Origin of the sequence: Muricaecibacterium torontonense (assembly GCF_004793925.1) — a bacterium.
GTDB classification, from domain to species: domain Bacteria; phylum Actinomycetota; class Coriobacteriia; order Coriobacteriales; family Atopobiaceae; genus Leptogranulimonas; species Leptogranulimonas caecicola.
Genome location: NZ_SRYE01000002.1, coordinates 44,918 through 66,343, shown reverse-complemented (window position 1 = coordinate 66,343; position 21,426 = coordinate 44,918). Strand labels below are relative to the sequence as shown.

Here is a 21,426-nt window from a genome sequence, read left to right as displayed (position 1 = left end):
ATAATCCAGCTCCCCATTCCTTACGAACTTGTGAGCAATCGTAAGGCCGCCGTCACGGACAAGGACAAGCCTTACGCCCACCATAGAAGCGCCACCACGTCGTAAGGAGGCCTCTATGGAGAGGCGCTCGCCCTACACTCACCCTGCTACCCTTGCTACCAGGCAAAAGTCCCAGGCTCATCCGCACTCCCCACAGGCTGGGTCAGACTTCCCTAGGGCGCCCTACTTCCCTGCCAATCCCTACCTTGCAAAAAAGCCTGCCGAGAAACACCCCCATCCCAAAGCCCGCATCTGGTCACTGGTACCCCGCCTGCGCCGAAATCTGCGACCCCTTATAGCCGCCGTCCTCGTGCTTCTCCTTGCTGTGGGGGTTCTGAGCTGCGCAACCTCTGCTCTCAGGGACTCCCAGGGAGCCTGGATTAGCGATCCAGCCAGCCAATGGCGGCTAGGAACAGTGCCCCATCTCTACCAAACCGATCCCGCCTGGTCCCAGAAGCCCTACGCCGGCGCCACCATCGGCACCTCCGGGTGCGGACCTACCTGCTTATCGGCCGTCTACATCGCCCTCACCGGCAACACCGACTTCACGCCGGTAGACGCTGCCGCGCTCGCCACCCGCGACGGCCACATCATCGACGGCCTCACCGCCTGGACCCTCATGGACGCCGGCGCCGCCACCCTGGGCCTCACGTCCCACACCATCCCCGCCGATCCCCACGCAGTGCAGCAAGAGCTCTCCTGCGGCCATCCGCTCATCGCCTCCATGGGGCCTGGCGACTTCACCTCCAGCGGCCACTTCATTGTGTTCGCGAGCATCGACGACGCCGGCCAGCTCCGCGTCATGGATCCCAACTCCGAGCCCCGCTCCCAGCAATCCTGGGACTTGGAGCGCACGTTGAGCCAGGTGCGCGGGTTGTGGTCGTTCTCGGCAACTGGATAAGCCACGGGCGTTCCGACTCGCCACGGCTTTCCTTGTCGATAAACCTTCTTGCCGATAAACCCTACAACCTCTTACAGCGCCTCGGCGGCGCACTACTCGGCCCTCGCGGGACAACTCGTCAAAGCAGCGGCACCGAGGCCACCAGTGCCAAGAGATCCATGGGCATCGCCCCTTTGATCTCGTTGCTCTCCTGCTCGGCTGATCACACGCACCTGCAGCACGACTACGCCTCCCATTATGCCAGCGTTAAACCTGAGGACCGGAAGAAGGGGACATGCGGACAGCAAAGTCTTTAGATATAACCGCAAACTCCATGATTGCAGGTCGTCTTTTCGATTACACCCGAAGACTTAATGTATATAGGATAAGTTATCGGCTACAACCGTAAATCTAGTCAGTATACTAGGGTTTATCGGCTACAACCGATAAACCCTACCTCAGGAGAGCCCATGAATCTCGTCCCTCGTCCCCAGTATGAAGAGCGCCTAACCCAACTGATGGAGCTTGAGGAAATCAAAGTCATCACTGGCGTGCGTCGCTGCGGCAAATCCTCCCTGCTTAACTTGGCAGCTGAACGCCTTAGGAAAACGGGCGTCCCTGATTCCAACATCTATCAACATGGGTTTGACGAATACGGGACGCCTCTACACCCCACCGCCGAGTGGCTGCTTGAGATAGTGGCCCCCAGGCTTGAAGAGGCCTCCAAAGCTCACCCCTTCTACCTGTTATTAGATGAGATCCAGGAAGTCTCGCACTGGCAGGAAGCTATTCGCAGGCTTCAAACGCTCCCTCAAACTCAAATCCTTCTCACTGGCTCTAATGCCCACGTGCTCTCGGGAGACCTCGCCACCCTCATCGCGGGACGCTATGTCGAGCTTTCTATGATGCCGCTTTCCTTCGAAGAGTATCTGGCGTTTCGCCAGAGCGCTGGTGAAAAAGCTACTACAGACGAGCTGTTCAACGACTATCTCCTCTTTGGCGGCATGCCAGGCTTAGCTCGACTTCCTCATACAAGCATTGATGAGCGTCGAGCGCTCCTTAGCGCCATCTTCGACACTGTGGTACTCAATGACGTTGCCACCCATGGACACATCCGGGATCTGGAACTGCTCAATAGGCTTATCGCGTTTACGTTTTCTACCTCGGGCAATCTAGTTTCTGCAAATAATATATGCAATGTATTAAAAAGCACTGGACGCAAGGTCTCCCCTGAGACCGTAGACTCCTACCTGCGAGCCCTTGAACAGGCCTATGTCGTGACTCCCTGCCCCCAAACAGGAGTGGGGGGCAAAGAAGTACTTCGTCCTTTGCGAAAGCTTTATCCCTGTGACACCGGACTTCGCAATCTACCCAATGGGTTTGACCCTACTAAGGATCGCGGCTTCATGCTGGAAAACGTGGTCCTCAACGAACTGCTTCGCCATGGCTGGACACCACGAGTCGGAGCACTGCCCAACGCCGAGGTGGATTTTGTTGCCACACGCGGTGACGAGCGCCTTTATGTGCAAGTGAGCTGGTCAGTAGCCGATGAGATCACCCTCCAGCGCGAGCTAGAGCCCCTGCGCCGTCTCACCGATGCCTATCCCCGACTCCTCCTCACCACCGATCGCTTGGGTACCGGCACAACTTCAGAAGGCATCGTCATTACCAACATCTGCGATTGGCTGCTAGGCCAGTAAACGCATCTTTGTCGGCACATCCCTGCCGAGAAAAGCTCGCCCCCTTAAAGCCGGAGGCCTTAAGGGGGCGAGCGTTGGTGCACTAGGTTGGAAGCGCCAAAGGGTACCGTGGCTCCCGCACCCTGAGTGAGAGTCATGAGCACCGCGCCGCCGGCTGCGCCGCCGCAGGCAGAGGCAGCAATGCCGCGCACCAGGTCGTTCATGATGATGGGGATGATGCCTTCCACAATGTTCACTACGCCCATGGGCACCGCAGACTTCAGCGTCTCGATCTCGCCCTCACGGTAGATGTGCTTGCGCATGACCTTGGAGACCAGGTAGGCAAAGCCAAAGCCAATGGGCACTGCGGTGTTAGCCAGCTGCAGCACGGTCACCGGACCATTGATACCCTCAGCCTGCAGGGTGAGAGTAAAGGCGTAGACCGTCTTGTTTGTTGGGCGATTTGATGGCCATTTCGGTAGGAACTTTCACCACGCGCTTGCCCTCAAAGCGCTCTTGGCCAGAAACGTTCACGTCCACTGCCAGAATGACGATGTCTGCAGCAGCGATCTCCTCATCGGTAAGCTGGTTCTCGATGCCGATGGTCCCCTGGGTCTCGATGCGCACATTGTCGCCCGCAGCTTGGGCTGCATCGATGAGCTTTTGCTGAGCGATGTAAGTGTGGGCGATGCCAACGGTGCAGGCAGTGATTCCAACGATGTTCATGGTGTCTCCTAAGCGTCTCGTGATTGATTGCACTTGTTGTTTGTATTTTTTATTTATTCTGAGTTCGCAGTGCCTTCGAGCCCCGGCATCTCAAGCTGCCGTGCTCCCATGCACGCGATAGGTTGTGGCGATAGGTGCGCCTTTAGGTGGCTCAAGCATCAGGGCTAAAGAGCCACCCCGGTCTTGGCCTCGAAAGACTCCTTGAAGCTCACGATGGCGTCGTCGATGTCCTCTGCCAAGGAGAACAGCCCGGAGCTTCCCACAATGAGGATGTCAGCGCCGGTGTCGTAGAGCGTGCGGAAGGTGGACTCGTTGCACTGGCCATCCAGCTGGATCTGGAAGCCTAGGCCCGCCTCGTCCCTCATCTTTTTGGCCGCCTCGATCTTGGCCAGCATCTCGGGGATGAAGCGCTGACCTGCAAAGCCGGTGTCCACCGTCATGATAGTGAGGATATCGATGCGCTCCTTATAGCCTTCGATGGCAGAGAGAGGCGTAGAGGGGCTCAACACCACGCCAAACCTGTTGCCCTTATCGTGAACCCGCTGGGACAGCCTAAAGGCATTGCGCTCGATGGTCTCGGCCTGGAAGGAGATGGAGTCTTGAGGTCCCAACTCCAGCATCTCCACGAACATGGCGGGATCTTCCACCATGAGATGCACGTCTATGGGCAAGTTGGTGATCTTGCGCAGGCTGTTGGCAAACTGCGGGGTCAGCGCCATGTTGGGGCAAAAATGCCCATCCATGATGTCCACGTGATAGAGGTCGAAGCTGCGATCCATAGATTCCACGTCGTGAGCTACCTGGCTCACATCCATGCACATGAGGGAGGGGGCGATCTGCGGCTGAGCCATGAGAGAGTCCTTTCGCGTCAAGCGTACGAGTAATCGTTTACTCACTAGTCGTAAAAAGAAGCGAGGCGTCTACCTCGCTAAAAATACAAAACCACTGAGACCGCCTTTACATTCTGCCCTTCGTTTAGGCTGAATGAGTAATCGTTTACTCTTTGGTTGATATTGAGAGTAAACGGTTACCCATAGAGCTGTCAACAAACGATTTTGCCCCACCGCTCACCGGCCAAAGACGCCCGCTCGCAGGCATCGGTGCAGGTAGAAGCACTGGATGTGAGGGAAGGGTCTCTCGGCATGGATGCTAAGAAGCCCTTTCGCCAAAGGCTCAAGCTATGGGTGGGATGCGCGCAAAGGAGAGCGGTTAGAGATCGGCTCGGCGGGTGGATTCGCGGCGTACGAGGCCCACCGGTACGAGAATCGAGTTGCTCTCGATGGGCTCGTCTCGGACCATGGAGAGGATGAGGTGTGCAGTACGTGTGCCAATCTGGGCGGCGTCCTGGTGGATGGTGGTAAGCGGCGGCCGGCCAAACTGAGCGATCATAATGTCGTCGTGGCCTACCACGGCTATTTCCTCGGGCACGCGGATGTGATGGGATCGCAGCACCTCCAGGGCGCCGATGGCCTCCCAGTCGGTTTGGGCGAAGATGCCGTCGAAGGGGTAGCCGGAGGAGATGAGGCGCTCGGTCATGATGCGGCTGGTCTCATAGCCGGTGACCTGGGGCGTGAAGATGGACTCGGCGGGAAGCTCGTAGCCCAGGTCTTTCAGGCCGCGCACAAAACCGGAGGTGCGCATCTCGGTGACGGGGGCGTCGGGGCGCGGGGTGATGGTCACCGGGTGTCGGCTCCCGCTGGCCCAAAGCTCTTCTGCCGCTAGCTTGCCGCTGGCGAAGTTGTCCGAGGAGACCGAGGCCACGTTGGAGCCCATCTCGTCTGGGTCTAAAAAGCGGTCGATGTAGACCGTGGGCACCGGGCGGTCCAGGGCCAGGCGCACATCCTCATGGCTGTTCACCGAGATGATCCCCGCCACATTTTGGGCCGCCAGATGGGCATGGCACTGGCGTTCCATCTCCACCGAGCCGTTGGTGTTGTAGATGATGATGGAGAACCCCTCGTCAAAGAGCTCTCCTTGAAGCGACAGGATCACCGAGGAATAGAACTCGTTGGCAATGGAAGGCACGATGACGCCGATGGCGTCGGTACGGCGTGCGCGCAGGGCACGGGCCATCTGATTGGGCTGATAGCCCAGCTCCTCGATAGCCGCGCGCACTCGGTGCTCGGTCTCCTGGGAGAAGCGCCCGTTGTTATTGATGACCCGCGAAACCGTAGCCACCGAGACCCCGCACTTCTCGGCGATATCGCGGACAGTCACAGTGCGGCCCATAGGTCTCCTTACGGCGTTGTGTAATCGGTTACTCATGTTAGCAAGCTTGGCCTTCTCTGGGTACTCCCCCACCTCTATAGACACCCTATACGCCAAAAGCCCCTGTTGCCTAGGCAACAGGGGCTTTTTGGGATGTGGGCGTCAGGTTAACCTGGGCCTTCTCGTTGCCGAGAAGCCCTCTCAGCTGCTCCTAACGACGCTCTTTTACCAGCAAGACGGTGGCAGCCGCCACGCCAAGGAGCGCCATGACGCCCAGAGTCAGAGGCAGATAGGCGTCCTGATCGCCGGTGGGCACGATGTGGGAACCCTTGGGCACAACTTGGGTTTTTGCAGGGGCGGGCTTCTCGGCAGTTTGGGTGGTCAGTGGCCCTTGGGAAGCGCTGGTACCGGGGGCGTAGGCGGGTAGCGAGGCGTTGGAGATGGAGCCGTTTCTCTCCAGATACTCATCCCAGCCCCCAGGAGGATCGAAGCGCTGCCCTGGCTCGATGGTCTGAGGGGCGCCGGTATTGGCGTCGATGGTGACGCCAGCCGGGCTTTCGCCAGAAGCCTCGGCGACATTGCCGATGTCTGCGCCCAGGGCGTCCTCGGTGATGGTGCACTGGAAGGTGAGCGTCGCCTGAGTGCCGCCCAAAAGCGTGCCTGCGCTTACCGCCAACAGGCGAGTCTCGGGATTATAGGCGCTGTCAGGCACATCGTGAGCGGCGCCCGCAGGATCGACGAGCTTGATGGTCCCTGCCACCGGCTCCAGGCCCTCAGGCAGCGGGTCGCGGATGACCGCGTTGTACCAGGCGGTATGGGGCTTGCTGTTGGAGAGCACCACGGTATAGGCCACGGTGTCGCCGATATAGGTGGCGCCGTCGTCGCGCGAAAGGTTCTGGGCCTCCTTGGAGATCTTGATGTCGCTCTTGGACTCGTCTTTGTCCACCTGGGGGCTTGCCGGAAGCACCGGCATGGCGTCGGGATCGGAGGTGGGGCCGGACTGCTTTTTGTCCTCGTCCATCTCATCCCAGGTGGTCCCATGGTCCTCAGGATCATAGGGCTGGCCAGGCGTAGGTTTCTCGTAAGGCTTCTTATCGCCGCCGGGGTTGTCGCCGGGGTTGCTGGGATCGTCACCGCCACCGGGGTTGTCATCTCCGCCGCCAGGGTTATCGCCACCGCCACCGGGGCTGTCAGGGTCTTCGCCGCCAGGGTTGTCGCCCGGATTCTCAGAACCGGGATCGTCATCGTCGTCGCGATGCTGGTTGCGCCATTCCTCCGTGGGCGTGTCGCCATAGGTGGAAGCGTCGATGGGCAGGTCCTGGGGGCGGTCAGGATATTGGGGATCCTGGTCGCGGCGGGTCTCTTTGGTGCTCAGGACCTCGGCGTCAAAGGTGAGCTGAGCGGCCTCTCCACCATAGATGTCGCCAGCGGTCACTGCGATGGTGCCTGTCTTGGGGTTGTAGGCGCCGTCGGGCACTTCGTAGACCTTGCCGGTAGCATCGGTGAGCCGCAGGGTGCCAGGGATGGGCTCGATGCCCTCGGGCACCACCACCTTGATGACGGCATCTGCCAGCTTGGTGTCTGCCTCAGTGTTGGAAGCTGTGGCAGTCACCTTGAGCTTGTCGCCCACCAGCGTGCGATCATCCTCGTGTTGCTCGATCTTCTCGGTATTCTCCACTTTCACCGTGGTCACCAGTGAGCCGTCTTTGGGATCAGCAGAAATGATGGGGGTCTCACCAGAAGGCGCGGGGTCACCGGCAGGCGCGCCGTCGGGATCCGGGTTGCCAGGCAGCGGCTCCCACTTGAGAGGGCTGGTAGGGTCAGAGGGGTCGCTGGGCACCTGGGCGTAGCCGTTGTCGTCGATCACCTGGATGTCGGCGTTGGTGAGCGGCGTCAGGGGCGTGGCGGGGTCATCACCGGGCTGGAACTCGTCGCCGCTCTTGCCAAAGCTGCCAGAGGCGTCGTGCTGGGGCTTGAGGGTCTTCAGACCCTCCTCTTCGCCGGGACGGTTGGCCGAGCCAGGCTGCACCTGGGCGGTGAAGCGCACCGAGGTGGACTGCCCGCCGTACACCACGCCGATGCCCTTGGTCACCGCATCGTTGGCGAAGACATAGCCGTCCTGCTGGGCGTCGGACTTGGGGGCCACATCCTTCCAGTCCAGGGAGTCCCAGTCGAACCCCTGGTAGAACGCGGCGGTTCCCAAATAGGTCTTGTCGCTGTGGGTGGGGTAGTTGGCAGCCAACTCCACGCTGTTGTCGTTGAACTTGAGGTGCTCGCGCATGGTGTCGATGAGCTCGCCTGCCTTCCAGGCCGAGCCGGGCGTGATATTGAGGCCCGACACCGTGTACTCGATGGTGTCGCCGGGACGCGGCGGCGTATCGGCGCGGTTGGCCTGGGTAGCAGTCTCTGGCGCACGGGCCTTCAACGTCTCAGCGAGCGAAGGCTCGCCGGTGACAAATGTGGGGGCGGGAGCGAACTTCAATGCCGAGAAACGCGCGGCCACAGGGGTCTCCTGGCCTGCCTCGCCCATGGCGGTGAGATTGCGCCAGGTGAGGCGTACCTGGATCTTGGGGCGCAGGGTGGGGTCGGGTGCGATGTTCACCGTGATGATGTAGCGGGTGCCGTTGTAGAAGGCATTGGCGCCCTGGTCCATCACCAGCACGGTGGTGCCACAACTGTTGACGGAGATCTTGAGGTTGCCCTTCTCGTCCAGCTGGGGCTCCCCGTCCTCGCTGCGCGCAAAGTCCACCACTGCAGGATTAACGTTGTAGTAGGAGATAGGCGCCGAGGAGCTGGACTCCAGCTTGAGGTCAAAAGTGCTGGGCTTCTCAGGATCCTGAGGGTCATGGAATGCGCCATAGGACGCATTGATGGTCTTGCGCACGATCTTGGTCTTTTGCTCGGGAACCAGCACCACCGGGAAGTCGTCTTGGGGATCTGAGGGATCTGAGGGGTTCGACGGCTTCAAAGGATTGGTCGGGTCAGTTGGGTCATAGGGATTGAAGGGCCAGTTGGGATCCACCGGATAATCCGGGTCATGGGGATCCGAGGGCTTTATGGGATCGGCGGAATCGGTAGGCGTGTCCGTGATGGTGACGCCGTCGCCGGTCACTTCGCTCTCAGGCGTCACGGGCACGATGACGGCGGTACCGTCATCTTGGTTCTCGGGGTTCTTATCGGCGCCTTGGATGTAGTTCTTATCGGCGAGGTACTCGATGTTGACCTTGTGCTCGCCACCCGATGCTGCACCTTTCAGCAGTTGAAGCAGGCCGTCGCGGTTGGAGGGGTCGAGGTAGTAGACCGCCTGGGTGCCATGGCGCGTCTGGGTAGAACCGTCGGGGCCCGTGGCTGCCATGTCGTCGTGTGTCAAAGTGGAATAGGCCGAGGCCTTGAAAGCATCTTGGGTGAGGGGAATGGGGTCGCCCACGTTCTTGCCATCGATGGACACCTGGAAGGAGCCGGTAGGAGAGGCACAGGTGAGCGCTTCTGTGTTGGCGCTGCGAATGGTGAAGTCCAGCTTGAGGCGGTTGCCTGCCTTGCCCTCGTCGGACTCGTTCTGGGTGATCTCTTGCCAGTCGCCCGTGGCCTCATCCAAGTAGCCCCACTGCACGCTGTTCACCGTAAGCACTGCGGGGACCGGGGTGATCTCGGACCAACCGGCGATGCGGTGGCCCCAATAGCTCTTGCCAAAGTCGGTGCCTTCTTTGGCGTATTGCTTGGAGATGAGCTCGAATTTGAAGATGCCGGTGTCTGCGGGCATGGAGCCCGTGGTGATGACGCTGCTCCCAGGCAAGGGACTGCCGCCACGCTCGTTGTATTGCTGGTAAGAGACGCTCACCGCAGAGGCATCGTTGAGCACCTTGCCTGATTCCTCGAATCCAGTGGTGTTGATGGGAGTCTTGGAAACGTCGAGGGTCTCGAAAGGCTCGCCGTCATAGGGCTTGGTGAGCCTGCCGAACGAGGCCTGCTCCTCTGGTGTGAGCTTGTCGATATCGATGTCAATGTAGCGCTTGAGCAGGGAGCCGCCGCCTACCTCCTCAACGTAGAGAGGCTCGATGTTCTTCTCAACACCGGCATTGTCGCGATAGGAAAGCGTCACGGTAACCTTTTGGCCTTTGGCGCTCAAGGGGAGCCATAGATAGAGCTTGCCGTCATCCAGATAAGAGGGAGAGCCGTAATTCTGCTCGAAGTTGTTGATCTCCAGCTTCCACTTGGTGATGGGCACCGTCTTGTTCTCGCCGCTGCCAAACTCGCCAGAAAGGTCGATGGCCACCATCTGCACTTTGTCGTTGTCGCTCAGGCGCGCGCTTGAGGTGAGGGGGTCTCCGCCCGCTTCGCGAATGACGTCGTCCCAGTTGGCGACATTCTGAGTGTTGTAGGCAGTGTCTCCCAAACCTTGGAACATGGGGCTTGTGGTACCAGGACGGTCCTCCACCAGTACCGAACCGCCAGTCACGATGGTATAGCCTTTGCGTGCGCCAATGCCATACATGTAAGGATCGGAAGAGGTCTTGTTGCGCACGCGAGAGATGACCGTACCTCCGGTCACTCGAATGACGTGCCCCTCGTTGGAAGCGCCGCCGTGGGCGCAGCACTGGCCAATGGCGTTTCCGTGGTAGGCAGCATTGGCAATAACATAGCCGCCGTTGATGGAGATGTCGCCCGCCACCGTCATGAAGTTCGCATTGTTGGGATACTGCATGTTAAAGGGCGCATTGCCATCTTGCGCAGACACAGTGCTGTCTCGCGTGAACGGGCCGTTGCCCATATAGCTATAGGTAAACGCCTTGGCATTGGTGCCGTCTTCAGGAATGGCAATGGCATCAGGCAATGCAGATCCTGAAACGTGGCCAGCTGCTCCCGTGCTCGTAGACACATAACCAAATCCCGCGCCGATACCTGTGCCGCACGAACCTCCGGTAGCTTCAACCCTGCCGCCATTGATGGTGATGATGGTGCCAGAGCCACAGGCGCCGCCGCCGATTCCAGAGCCGTTGGGCAATCCCCAGCTGCCGCTGCCATTGAAGTACTGCACCTGAGAAGTGATGCGGCCGCCGTTGATGATGATGGTGCCGGCGTTCTCTTTATTGCCGCCGCCGATACCTGCCGAGTGGGCGCCGCCAGTCACCGTCAATGAGCCTGGATTGACCGCATCCATCTTGGTCAGGGGATCGCCTGCCTTGAGGCTTTGGCCGCCAATAAGGGTGACATCTTGAGCCACCATGCCGTTGAAGGGCGTCACGATTGCATTGCTCGTATCCAGATTGCGGATGGAATCGTCGATCACCAGGATCGAGCCCCAGCCTACGCGCAGGCCGGCACGGCCGTTATAGTCTCCATTGTGAGTGTTGATAAGAGTGTTGATAGACCCATCGGCAAGGGTCAGATGAAGCTTGGTGGGATGCAGGATCTCGCTGGCCTGCACGGCCTTCTGCCCTGTCGCCGTATCCATGGAGTTGGTGACCATATTGATGGGCGACGTGGCATCGCAGGAGATATTGACGCCTGCCAGCGTAAGGTCAGCCTTCACGCCAGCGTTGACCTCGATATTGTGGGCTGTGGCCACTGCACTGTTGGTGTTTTTCACCGTGAGCGGTGTGGAGGTGAGGATGTGCAGCGTGGGTGCGGTGAACTGGAAGTCCACGCCCGCAGTGCCGCCGCTTACTTGAAAGTCGCCCGCAGCCACCCAGGCGCCGTCGCGGCGAAGAGGCTCCTGGCTTGCTGGGGCCGGCGCCTCGTCAGATACCGTGAGCTGGGCAGGGGCCTCAGATTCTGCCGACAGGGAGGTCTCCTCTACCTCAGGAGTCTCTTCCTGGTTCGAGGACTCGGGTTTCTCGGCAGCCAAGTCTTCTGGCTCTTCCGTCTCCTGGGGCAGAGACGCTTCCTGAGTTAGAGACGCGGCTCCCGAAGCCTCGGTAAGCGTGCGCGCCCAAGCCACCGAAGTGACGCCTGGCCCAGATCCCAGCGCCAGAATGAGAGTCAAGAGCCCGGTGATCATTCGTTGTGCGAGTGGGTTCTTCATTAGTCCCCCTTTAACACCCTTGCATATTCTCTCTTTTGGTACACAGGTTGCCCATGTTCCTTAATTTATGCTGTAAGGATGTTAAAGTTGGTCCCTTCATTATGCAACTGTCATTTTACGAGGTTACTCGAACGTTATTTTGGTAACCAGGGTCCTATTTGATCTTATTCTTGAAGTATCCGTGCTTAGTATTCGATCTTTATCTATATATTTCATTGCATCTCTCCAGGCTTTTTTACATTTATGTATTTCGATTAACGGCAACAGGGGCTATGACTGGGCGCCGGGATCGCTGCCAAGGAAGGGAGCCTTGGGCAAAAAGACGCGGAACACCGTGGTGCCTCCACCGCTTTCCACCGAGACCAGGCCTTCGTGGGCTTGCACGATCTCCTGGACGATGGAAAGGCCCAGGCCCGTGCCACCTTCTTGACCTCGTGACTCGTCACCGCGCACAAAGCGTTCGAAGACGTGGGGAATGAGCTCGGGCGGGATGTCCGGGCCGTGGTCTGCCACCGCAAGCTCCACCGCTTCGGGGCCCCGGGAAGCGGCGCCCTCCGAGTCATGGCCATTCATGGGCGCCGCAGCCGACATGGCAGCGGCCTCAGCCTCGGCAGGCGGCGCCGGGGCGCCAGGAGCCGGAGTCATCACCGCAGGCACATTGGGTCCTTGAGGCATAGAAGTGCAGGTCACCGCCACCGATATTTCTGTGTGAGGCGTGGCATGCGCCACCGCGTTGCGCAGCAGGTTCCCCAACATGCGGGCGATGCGCTCAGGGTCTACCGAGCAGATCGCGCCCTCCTGAGCCGTCACTTTGATAGTGAGATGGTGGTCGCAAGCATCGGGGTAGGCTTCGTCGGCAACCTGCTCGGCCAACATGGCCAGATCCACCTCTTGGCGCTCCAAGGGGATGGTCTGCAAGTTGAACCTGGTGATCTCGAAAAGCTCCTCTACCAGGCCCTCCAGGCGCACCGCGCGATCGCGGGCGATGGCGATGTAGCGCTCTTTGGCGTCATTCGGCAGCTCTGGAGCTTCGCAGAGCAGGTCGAGATAGCCTATCACCGAAGTCATAGGCGTCCGCAGGTCGTGGGCCAAGTAGGTAACCAGCTCATCCTTGCGATGCTCGGCGGCGTGAGCCGCCTTATCGGCAGCAATACGCTGGCAGCGCACTTGGTTGAGCTCTTGCTCGGTGACGGAGAGCTCGTCTGAGAGACGCACGGGATCTTCGGGGTTTGCCACCAGCTGCGCCACTGCGCCCGTAAGCTGAGCATAATACCCAATGGATCGGCGAAGCACCAACCCCGCTATCACCAAGAGGCCCAGCAGATAGGCACCCAGCGCCAGCGGCCCTTTGAGGGCGCGCAACTGCTCGTAGATGGTAATGTCACGCACATAGTAGGTAGGCTCGCCCGCCGCGTCGTAGATCATTTGGACCTGATACTCGCGCTCGCCGTTAAAGAGGCCGTGCTCCACCAGCGCGTTATAGTCTGCAGTGGAGTACTGCTGCCAAGGGGACTGAGTGCGGGCCACCGCCTCGCCCACCGTATGCCAAAAGTCCTGGGTGGTGAGGGCAAAGAGCGCACAGAAGAGCGACCAGACGACCACCATCAGGGCCAGCCTGAGCCAAAGCGAGCGAGATAGCTGGCGCGTTTGCGGATTGTTGTGGATGTTCACAGGGGCTCCCTTGGTTACGCGGTCGATGACAGGCAAAAGCCCTCAAGACATAGTGCGCGCCCTCAACCACAGGAGCCTATCGCTATGCCTATTGGACATCCCCCAACACACGATACCCTACGCCCCAGACCGTTTGGATGTATTCCTCAGAAGCATCCACCCGCTCCAGCTTGCCGCGCAGGCGGCGGATATGCACCATAACGGTGTTTTTAGCCGACTGGTCTGCGGGCGCATCCCACACGCGCTCAAAGAGCTCCCCCACCGAGACCGGCTCGCCGCCAGCACGCAGAAGCTCTTGCAGCAGCCTGAACTCGGTGGGTGTGAGCTGCAGCTCCTTGCCCAGCAGACGCGCCTTGTGGCTCACCGGGTCAAGCTCCAAGGCTCCCACAGAGAGCTCGGGGCGGTCGGGGTCTTGGATGCGAGCCGCGCGCAAGCGGGCATGGATCCTGGCCATAAGCTCTCGAGGACGGAAGGGCTTGGTCACATAGTCGTCGGCCCCAAGGGTGAGGCCTACGACCTTGTCGGACTCGCCGTCTTTGGCCGACAAGAACACAATGGGCACGCCGGGCGAAAGGTGCCTGATTTGCTCGCAGGCCTCAAATCCGTCCATGACGGGCATCATAAGATCAAGGATCACCAGGTCAGGACCACAGTCTGCAAAAAGACGCAGGGCCTCTTGCCCATCGCGGGCACCAATGGCATCCATGCCGTCAGCGCGCACGAGGGTGCACACAAGCTCGACGATGGCCGCATCATCGTCGGCTACTAACACCAGAGGACGCTCCAGAGACATTGGCTTCCCCTTTCTGTCGTGCTTCAGCTTTACATAGCAATGTAAGTGTAGAAGCACGCAACAGCCAAAGGCCCCTCATTACGCGCGTCTTACGAAACCGAAAGATGCGGGTAAACCCCTTCACATAGCTTCAAATGAGAAATGTTTACAACATTGTGAACCATAGGTGTGCCTAAGGGGCGCCAGCTCATCGCATCTACCGTTGCCGATAATTGCACCCTTGGCAGTCCCGGCACACCTCTTACCCCACGCTTTTTAAGGCTAGAGACTCCAGTTGGGGTCGGCGTCCATGGTGAGCGGGGCGAACTTCTTCGCTCGGTATTCCCGCAGGGCCACCAGGGCGATCATGGCCGCGTTGTCGGTGCAGGCAGAAAGCGGCGGCAGCGTGACACGCACCCCTCGCTGGCCCAGCGCCCGAGTATAGGCTTCGCGCAATGCCGGATTGGCAGCCACTCCGCCACCCACGCAAAAGTCGTCCACATCGCACTCTTCTGCGGCGGCGAGCGCCTTGGCCACCTGCACGTCGATGACCGCCGCCTGGAAGCTGGCCGCCAGATCGGGCAGGTTGATGGGTCTGCCAGCGGCGTTTTCGCCCTCGATGTAGGTGATCACCGCCGTCTTCAATCCCGAAAGCGAGAAGCGATAGTCGTGGCTGTGGAGCATGGCCCGGGGAAAGGCGATGGCCTTGGGGTTTCCCTGCGCAGCCAAGCGACTGATGACCGGGCCGCCGGGATAGCCCAGGCCTAGCGCCTTGGCCACCTTGTCAAAGGCCTCGCCCACCGCGTCATCGATGGTCTCGCCCAACACCTGGTAGTCGCCCCAATCACGCACATGCACCAACATGGTATGGCCGCCAGAGACCAGACTGGCCACAAAGGGCGGCTTAAGATCCGGCGTCTCAAAGAGGTTGGCGTAAAGATGGCCTTCCAGATGATTCACCCCAATGAGAGGCAGGCCGGCTCCTGCACAGAGCCCCTTAGCAAAGGCCACGCCCACCACCAAGGCGCCTACCAGCCCGGGGCCTTGCGTGACGCCTACCGCCGCCAGATCTGAAGCCAGAAGGCTGCCGCAGCCCAACGCCGTGCCCGCCTGTTCCAGCGCCTCCTGGTAGACGCCCACGATAGCCTCGGTATGTTTGCGGCTGGCGATCTCTGGCACCACGCCGCCAAAGCGCGCGTGGAAGTCGATCTGCGTGGACACCACGTTGGCCAAGATCGTGCCGCTGCCGTCGATGACGGCCATGGCGGTCTCATCGCAGGAGCTCTCGATAGCCAAAATAAGAGGCTGAGCTGCCAGGACGGCTTTGGCGGCCTCGCTGCTGCGGCCCAGATCTTCCATCGGCCAGGGAGCCACCTGAGAGGTGGGATCCGGCCTATCGTCGGCAGGCTTTACCGAAAGCGGGAGCGCCGCCGTCATGATAACCGCATCTTGACCGGTACCGTAATAGTCGGCACGCACGCCGGCCTCGCTATAGCCCAGCGACTCGTAGAGCGCCCGGGCCCCGCCATTGGCCGAGAAGACCTCCAACGAGGAGCTGCGCGCCCCCAGCACCTGGCCGTCATAGGCCACTCGGGCCAAAAGGCGCGCGCCGATACCCTCGCGGCGGCGCGCGGCAGACACCGCCACGTCCAGGATCTCCAGGTCGTCGCCGGCCAGTCTTCCGCCCGCAAAGCCCACTACCTGGCCCTCATCATGAGCCACCCACCAGGATCGCCCCGGCTGACCCAACTCTTCTGCAAACATCGATTGGTTCCAGGGGGTATGCTCGCTGCCCGCAAAGACCGCATCCTCCAAAAGCGAGACCGCCTCCAGGTCGTTTACCGACATGGGACGCAGCTGCAGATGACGATCGGCCAGCGCATCGTCGCAGCCGGTGGTGGCAGCGGTGGCAGGCTCAGAAAGCCCCAGGCGCTTGAGCTCGTTTTCCTCGGCATCTGAGAGCCTGGTATAGACCGGCAGCACCAGCGCCGGATGGCCCGGGAGCTCACCGGGAGCTGTAAGCTCTGAGGGCGCGTGCTTCTCGGCAGCCGCGGCCTCAAGCGCCGCCGAAGCCGCCAGCAGAAGCGAGGCGCCCGAAGGCGCCCAGAGCTCTTGGGGCAGCAAGCGGGTGAGGCCAGCCTCGCGATAGAGGTCGGCGTACTTTTTGAGGCCGTCGCCGGTGAGCTGGATATCTTGGGCGTCGGCACGGAGAGCCCAGAGCTTTTGGGCCTCGGGGGCCTTGAGCACCGTCTCCACCGAGAACAACCTGGTCACGCCGGCATCATCGATGCCATAGAGACCAGGGTAAACCTCATGGCGCATGGCGTCTCCCACCACGCCCACCAAACCGCGCACGCCGGCTTCCCAGGCGCGCCATGCCACTGCATCAAGGGTTGAAACGCCCATCACGGGACAATCGCGCCCGCAACCCAGGCCTTTGGCGGTGGCAATGCCAATGCGCACACCGGTAAAGGAGCCGGGGCCTCGGCCCACCACGATGCCCGCCACCTGGTCCATGACACAGCCGGCCTCGTCCAACAGCTTTTGGCATGTGGGGACCAGCTCTACATTGGCCTGGCGGCGGCAGGCAAAGTCAGACTCCGCCGCTACCGAGAAACACCCCGCCTGAGCTGCAGCTCCTGGGTGAGGATCGAGGCCGTCGAAGCGGCCCAGGGCGCAGGCCAGCTCGTCGGTGGAGGTGTCGAAAGCCAGCACATAGGAAGAAAGGGGGAAATCCATGGGGGCTCCTGGATGCTCAAAGAGACAGAACGACGCCAGACAGGCGCACAAGGCAGCCCGCCTGAGACTAGCAGGCTCTGGCGGCAATGCCTGCACCAGAGCCGTCACACATTTTACCCGGCTTGACCTCTAGGAGGACGGGGCATCTGCCACGGCCTTGTCCCAGGCCTGAGCCAGCGCGCGGCCACGCTCACCGCAGCCGGTCACCTGAATTTGACGGGCAGGCTCCCCTGCCCCCTGACCCACGCGGGAGATGGCGACCTCCAGACGGTCATCGCCCAACAGGGGTGCGAAGGGCTCGCCCCATTCCACCAGGCTCACGCCCTCGACGCCGGCAATATCGAGAACGCCGGCATCGCCCAGCTGGTCTACATCCTCCAAGCGATAGAGGTCAAAGTGGTAGAGGGTGAGGTCGTCCCCCTCATGGATGGCCAAGATGTTGAAGGTGGGGCTGGTCACAGGCTCAGAGACTCCCAACGCCCGAGCCACTCCCTGAGTGAGGTTGGTTTTGCCGGCACCCAGATCCCCCGTGAGAATCACCAGGTCGCCCTCGCGCACACACCGGCCCAGGAGGACCCCTAACTCTTGGGTGGCGAAAGGAGAAGTGCTCAGGTAGCAGCTGTCGCTAGGACGGGTAAGATCGCTCATTTAAGCTCCTTGGGGCGGCTCGTGGGTGGCCAGCCACTGGCCCAACAGGGCGAAGTCCTCTTCTAAAAAGGCCTGCTTGGTGCGGTCGTAGATGGCGGCAGCCGGGTGAAACACCGGAAGCACCCGGAAGTGCCCCGTCTCATAGAAACGCCCGCGCAGCGCGGTGATGCCCTTCTCGGTATGAAGGACGAAGCGAGTGGCGAAGTTGCCTAGGCACACCAGCACCTCGGGCCAGATGGAGCGTATCTGCTCACGCAGGAAGGGGCTGCACTCGGCGATCTCCTCGGGGCGCGGGTCGCGATTTGAAGGCGGCCGGCATTTGAGCACGTTGGCGATATAGACCTCGTCGCGACGCAGGTTCGCGATCTCTAGCAGCGCGTCCAGCTTCTTGCCTGCGGCGCCCACAAAGGGGACGCCTTGGAGATCCTCGTTTTTGCCCGGAGCTTCCCCAATGATCATGACCCGGGCATGGGGGTTGCCGTCGCCAAAGACGATATGCGTGCGGGTCTCCCACAGAGGGCACCTATGGCAATCCCCCAGCTCGGCGCGGATAGCCTCCAAGGGCACCTGCCCCGGAGCCGGCGAGGGGTATCCGGGAATCTCCAGCATGGATGCTCCTTCCTAGACGTAGACCTTCTCCAGGCGCAGGCCAAAGTCGCAGACCACCTCGTAGTTGATGGTGCCGCGAAGCTCTGCCAGCTCCTCTGCCGAGATGCGCTCGCGACCGTCGGCGCCCATTATGGTCACCAGGTCGCCCTCCTCCACCGGGGCAGAGGGGGCATAGGAGCGGTTCTCGTTCACATCCACGGCAAACATGAACTGGTCCATGCACACGTTTCCCACTTGATGGTGGCGCTGGCCGGCCACGATGACGTCGGCCTTGTTGGAGAGGGTGCGCGAATAGCCGTCGGCGTAGCCCAGGGGCACCGTGGCGATTTGGATGGAAGACTTGGGCACCCGATAGGTCATGCCGTAGGACACCCCGGCCCCTACCGGCGGATACTGAGCCCGCGTCACCCGCGCCCGCACGCTCATCACCGGCTTCAGATCGACGAGGGGCTCAGAGGCGTCGCAAGGGTGAAGCCCATAGAGCCCCACTCCCACGCGCACCATATCGTAGTGGGTGTCTGAGTGCAGCACCACCGAGGGGGTGTTGTCGCAGTGCACCAGCCCCGGATCAAAACCCGCCTCTCGCAGATTGGCGACTGCCTCGTCAAAGTGCGCGCGCTGAAGCTCCCAGTCCCAGTCGCCCACCACGTCTGCGGTGGCGAAGTGAGTGAAGGTGCCCTCACACACCAGGCCGCTGTGGAAGTCCACGGCGCGCCTGAAGTCCACGGCATCTTGGTAGCGCACGCCAATGCGCGTCATGCCAGTGTCCAGTGCCAGATGATAGCGGCCCTGAGCTCCCGCATTGGCGGCGTACTCTCCAAAGGCCAGCGCAAACTCGATGGTGTAGACCGAAGGCATGATGCCATAGGCCAAAAGGTCTGGGATGGACTCCTGGGGCGGCTGAGAGAGCAGCAAGATGGGCTTGTCCACATACTCACGCAGCTCGATGCCCTCTTGCACCGTGGCCACCGCGAAAGCGTCGGCCCCGGCAGAGGCCATGATGGGGGCGCACACCGCCGCGCCGTGGCCATAGGCGTCGGCTTTGACCACGCACATCATCTTGGTGTTGCGGCCCAAGAGCTTCTTGTAGGCCCGCACGTTGGAGCGAAGCGCGCCTCTGTCGATCTCCACCCAGCTCCAGCGCGTCTCAGGGCACCGGGCGACCGAGGGGCGCGCGCCCTCTGCCTCCCCATACCGAGAAGAGCCATAACCAGCCGCCATGAGGCTTACCTCCCTGAGACCTGCGGGTGAGCCGCATCGCCCTCTTGGGCTGCGCCCGACACCGCCATGGACACCGATTCCTCCATTGCATCTGAGGCCAGCCCCAGACAGGCGATGACGTCAGAGGCCATCACTCCGCGGCTGCCGCAGTTCTCGGCGGCCAGCGTGCCCGCCAACCCATGGACTTCGCAGGCATAGGCGCACAGAAGGGGCAGAAGCTCGTTGGACTCCAAGCCGCGGGCCAGCGTGGCCGCCATGGTGCCCGCCAGCACGTCGCCCGAGCCGGCAGTTGCCAGCGCAGCAGGGCCCGGCTTGGGCAGAAGGGCGATCTCCACGCCCACGCAGCCGGTAGCCTCGCCTTTGGCCACCACGCAGATGTCGGTGCCGCCGTCGGCCCAGACCACCCGGCGCGCCGCTTCCAGGGCCGCCGTCAATGAATCGGGGGGATCGTTGGGGGTGCCGGCAATGCGTCCCAGCTCCCGACGATGGGGCGTGAGCACCAGGGGGGCTTCTCGGCGGATGAGCTCGGGGAAGTTGTCCAGGCGGTTGGTGGTCATGCGACCCAGGGCGTTCAGGGCGTCGGCATCGAGCACCAGGGGGCGCGAGCACTCCAAAAGCGCTGAGGTCACCGCCACCGTGTCTGCGCTCACCCCCATACCGGGGCCGCAAAGCACGGCCGAGGCCTTCTCTGCCATGGACACGATCTGGGCCTTTCCCTCTACCGAGAATTGCCCCTCGGGCGTAGAGGGCATGCCTACCACGGGGATCTCCAAGAGGTGGGTGCGGCAGACGGTAGCGACGCGGTCGGGCACCACCAGCGTCACGTAGCCGGCGCCCGCACGAGCTGCCGCCTGGGCTGCCATGATGGCCGCGCCGGGGAAGCGCAAAGAGCCTGCCACCACCAGCACCGAGCCGCGGGAGTACTTGTCGATATCCTGGGTGTCGCAGGGCAGCACCTCCAGATAGTCCTGGGCGTCGCAGCGCCACGCCACGGGGTCTGCCTCGACCACCAGGCGATCGGTTTGCGAGGCCAGAGGGGCCAGCACGATGGAGCCGCAAAGGTCGCGGCCGCGACCGGAGATGAGGCCGGGCTTGAGGGAGATCATGGTCACCGTGGTGTCCGCGTAGACCGCTTGGCCGGGAGCATGGCCGGTTTGGGCCGAAAGGCCGCTGGGCACATCCACTGCCACCACCGTGGCAGAAGTGCGGTTGACCTCTTGGATCCAAAGGTCGAAGGGGGCCGCGGGGGCGCCGTGGAAACCGGTGCCCAAAAGCGCATCCACCACGACGTCTGAGGAGGAGAGCAGCGCCGCCAGCTCGTCGGTGCTAGGAGCCACCGTATAGCTCACGCCGGCAGCCACCGCGCTCTTGGCCACCATAAGGGCCAGCGAGCTCTTGAGATCCTGGGGGTCTTGGGGCGCCACCACCTGCACGGCCACCCCGGCCTCATGGAGGCGTTCGGCGGCCACCCAGCCGTCGCCGCCGTTGTTGCCCGTGCCGCAGAGGATGGCGACCCTTTGGGGACGGGACGCCAGCACCTCCTGGGCCACGGCATGACCGGCGCGGCGCATAAGCTCGGCCAAGCTCACGCCTTCCAAGGTGAGCGACTGCTCCACCTGACGTACGTCCTCGATATTGAGCACAGGTTGCATGGGATCACTCCTTTGGAGGGGAGGCAGGGTGCGATGGGGAGGCCTCAGAGGAGGTCTCGAGGGAGTGGAGCCCGTCTTCTGAGACGCGTTCCAGCTCGTCCAGGATGGAGCGGGCCTCGCGGAACGAGGCGGCCATCTCTCGCTTGGGGTCGGGTTTCTCGGCAGCTTTAGGGCGCGCAGACTCCGTCACCAGCACGGCGTTGGCCACCGCCACCTCCCGGGTGTGGGAAAGCGACAGCGCTACCTCTTGTACCCCGAGCTCTTGGGCTCGTGCCGCGGCGGCTCCGGAAAGGCGGGCGGAGGGGGCGCCGGTGCGCTCGTCCACCACCACCTCCACGTCCTTGAAACCCATGCCGACAAAACCTGTGCCCAAGGCCTTGAGCACCGCCTCGCGGGCGGCGAAGCGAGCCGCATAGTGCTCGGCGGGACGGGCGCGACGCTCGCAGTAGGCGCGCTCGGCGTCGGTGAACAGGCGGCGCTTGAGACGGGGGCGGCGGCAGATGGCCTCCTCCATGCGCGCGATCTCTACCAGGTCTACGCCTACGCCAGCAAATGCCATG

Annotated in this window: 15 protein-coding genes; 2 read left to right on the top strand and 13 right to left on the bottom strand. The window is 61.8% G+C overall.

Going from position 1 to position 21,426, the window contains the following annotated elements:
* Positions 1-115: 115 nt before the first annotated feature.
* The gene (locus E5334_RS08750) at positions 116-940 is read left to right on the top strand and encodes a C39 family peptidase (protein WP_275438903.1); all 825 of its coding nucleotides are present in this window, start codon (positions 116-118) and stop codon (positions 938-940) included.
* A 449-nt stretch (positions 941-1,389) separates the two neighbouring features.
* Positions 1,390-2,619, top strand: coding sequence for an ATP-binding protein (locus E5334_RS03290; protein ID WP_136012198.1), 1,230 nt, complete (start codon positions 1,390-1,392; stop codon positions 2,617-2,619).
* Positions 2,620-2,678: 59 nt separating this feature from the next.
* Here the strand turns inward: E5334_RS03290 and E5334_RS03285 are convergent, their stop codons facing one another.
* The 13 genes from E5334_RS03285 to E5334_RS03225 form a co-directional block, all read right to left on the bottom strand.
* On the bottom strand, positions 2,679-2,987 hold the full coding sequence (locus tag E5334_RS03285; protein WP_275438902.1) for a hypothetical protein: 309 nt from the start codon (positions 2,985-2,987) through the stop codon (positions 2,679-2,681).
* Between the two features lie 22 nt (positions 2,988-3,009).
* A complete protein-coding gene (locus tag E5334_RS03280; RefSeq protein WP_136012197.1) occupies positions 3,010-3,324 on the bottom strand; it encodes a PTS fructose transporter subunit IIB in 315 nt (104 codons plus the stop codon).
* Positions 3,325-3,488: 164 nt separating this feature from the next.
* Entirely contained in the window at positions 3,489-4,175 is a 687-nt protein-coding gene (gene alsE, locus E5334_RS03275) for a D-allulose 6-phosphate 3-epimerase (RefSeq protein WP_136012196.1), read from the bottom strand.
* Positions 4,176-4,533: 358 nt separating this feature from the next.
* A complete protein-coding gene (locus tag E5334_RS03270; RefSeq protein ID WP_167604278.1) occupies positions 4,534-5,553 on the bottom strand; it encodes a LacI family DNA-binding transcriptional regulator in 1,020 nt (339 codons plus the stop codon).
* 190 nt (positions 5,554-5,743) lie between these two features.
* A complete protein-coding gene (locus tag E5334_RS03265) occupies positions 5,744-11,554 on the bottom strand; it encodes a DUF11 domain-containing protein (RefSeq protein ID WP_136012194.1) in 5,811 nt (1,936 codons plus the stop codon).
* 270 nt (positions 11,555-11,824) lie between these two features.
* Positions 11,825-13,225: a sensor histidine kinase gene (locus E5334_RS03260; RefSeq protein ID WP_136012193.1), complete on the bottom strand. Its 1,401-nt coding sequence runs from the start codon at positions 13,223-13,225 to the stop codon at positions 11,825-11,827.
* 88 nt (positions 13,226-13,313) lie between these two features.
* Positions 13,314-14,018 carry a response regulator transcription factor gene (locus E5334_RS03255; protein WP_265591912.1) on the bottom strand — a complete coding sequence of 235 codons (705 nt, stop codon included), beginning with the start codon at positions 14,016-14,018 and terminating at the stop codon, positions 13,314-13,316.
* A gap of 261 nt (positions 14,019-14,279) precedes the next feature.
* Complete coding sequence (tsaD, locus tag E5334_RS03250) at positions 14,280-16,736, bottom strand: tRNA (adenosine(37)-N6)-threonylcarbamoyltransferase complex transferase subunit TsaD (RefSeq protein WP_136012192.1); 2,457 nt, start codon at positions 16,734-16,736, stop codon at positions 14,280-14,282.
* Positions 16,737-16,865: 129 nt separating this feature from the next.
* Positions 16,866-17,384 carry a tRNA (adenosine(37)-N6)-threonylcarbamoyltransferase complex ATPase subunit type 1 TsaE gene (gene tsaE / locus E5334_RS03245; RefSeq protein ID WP_136012191.1) on the bottom strand — a complete coding sequence of 173 codons (519 nt, stop codon included), beginning with the start codon at positions 17,382-17,384 and terminating at the stop codon, positions 16,866-16,868.
* Complete coding sequence (locus E5334_RS03240; protein WP_136012190.1) at positions 17,385-17,993, bottom strand: uracil-DNA glycosylase; 609 nt, start codon at positions 17,991-17,993, stop codon at positions 17,385-17,387. It lies immediately after the preceding gene.
* Between the two features lie 12 nt (positions 17,994-18,005).
* The gene (gene alr / locus E5334_RS03235) at positions 18,006-19,214 is read right to left on the bottom strand and encodes an alanine racemase (protein ID WP_136012189.1); all 1,209 of its coding nucleotides are present in this window, start codon (positions 19,212-19,214) and stop codon (positions 18,006-18,008) included.
* Positions 19,215-19,219: 5 nt separating this feature from the next.
* On the bottom strand, positions 19,220-20,866 hold the full coding sequence (locus tag E5334_RS03230; protein WP_136012188.1) for an NAD(P)H-hydrate epimerase: 1,647 nt from the start codon (positions 20,864-20,866) through the stop codon (positions 19,220-19,222).
* A gap of 4 nt (positions 20,867-20,870) precedes the next feature.
* A complete protein-coding gene (locus E5334_RS03225) occupies positions 20,871-21,425 on the bottom strand; it encodes a holo-ACP synthase (protein ID WP_136012187.1) in 555 nt (184 codons plus the stop codon).
* Position 21,426: the final 1 nt, after the last annotated feature.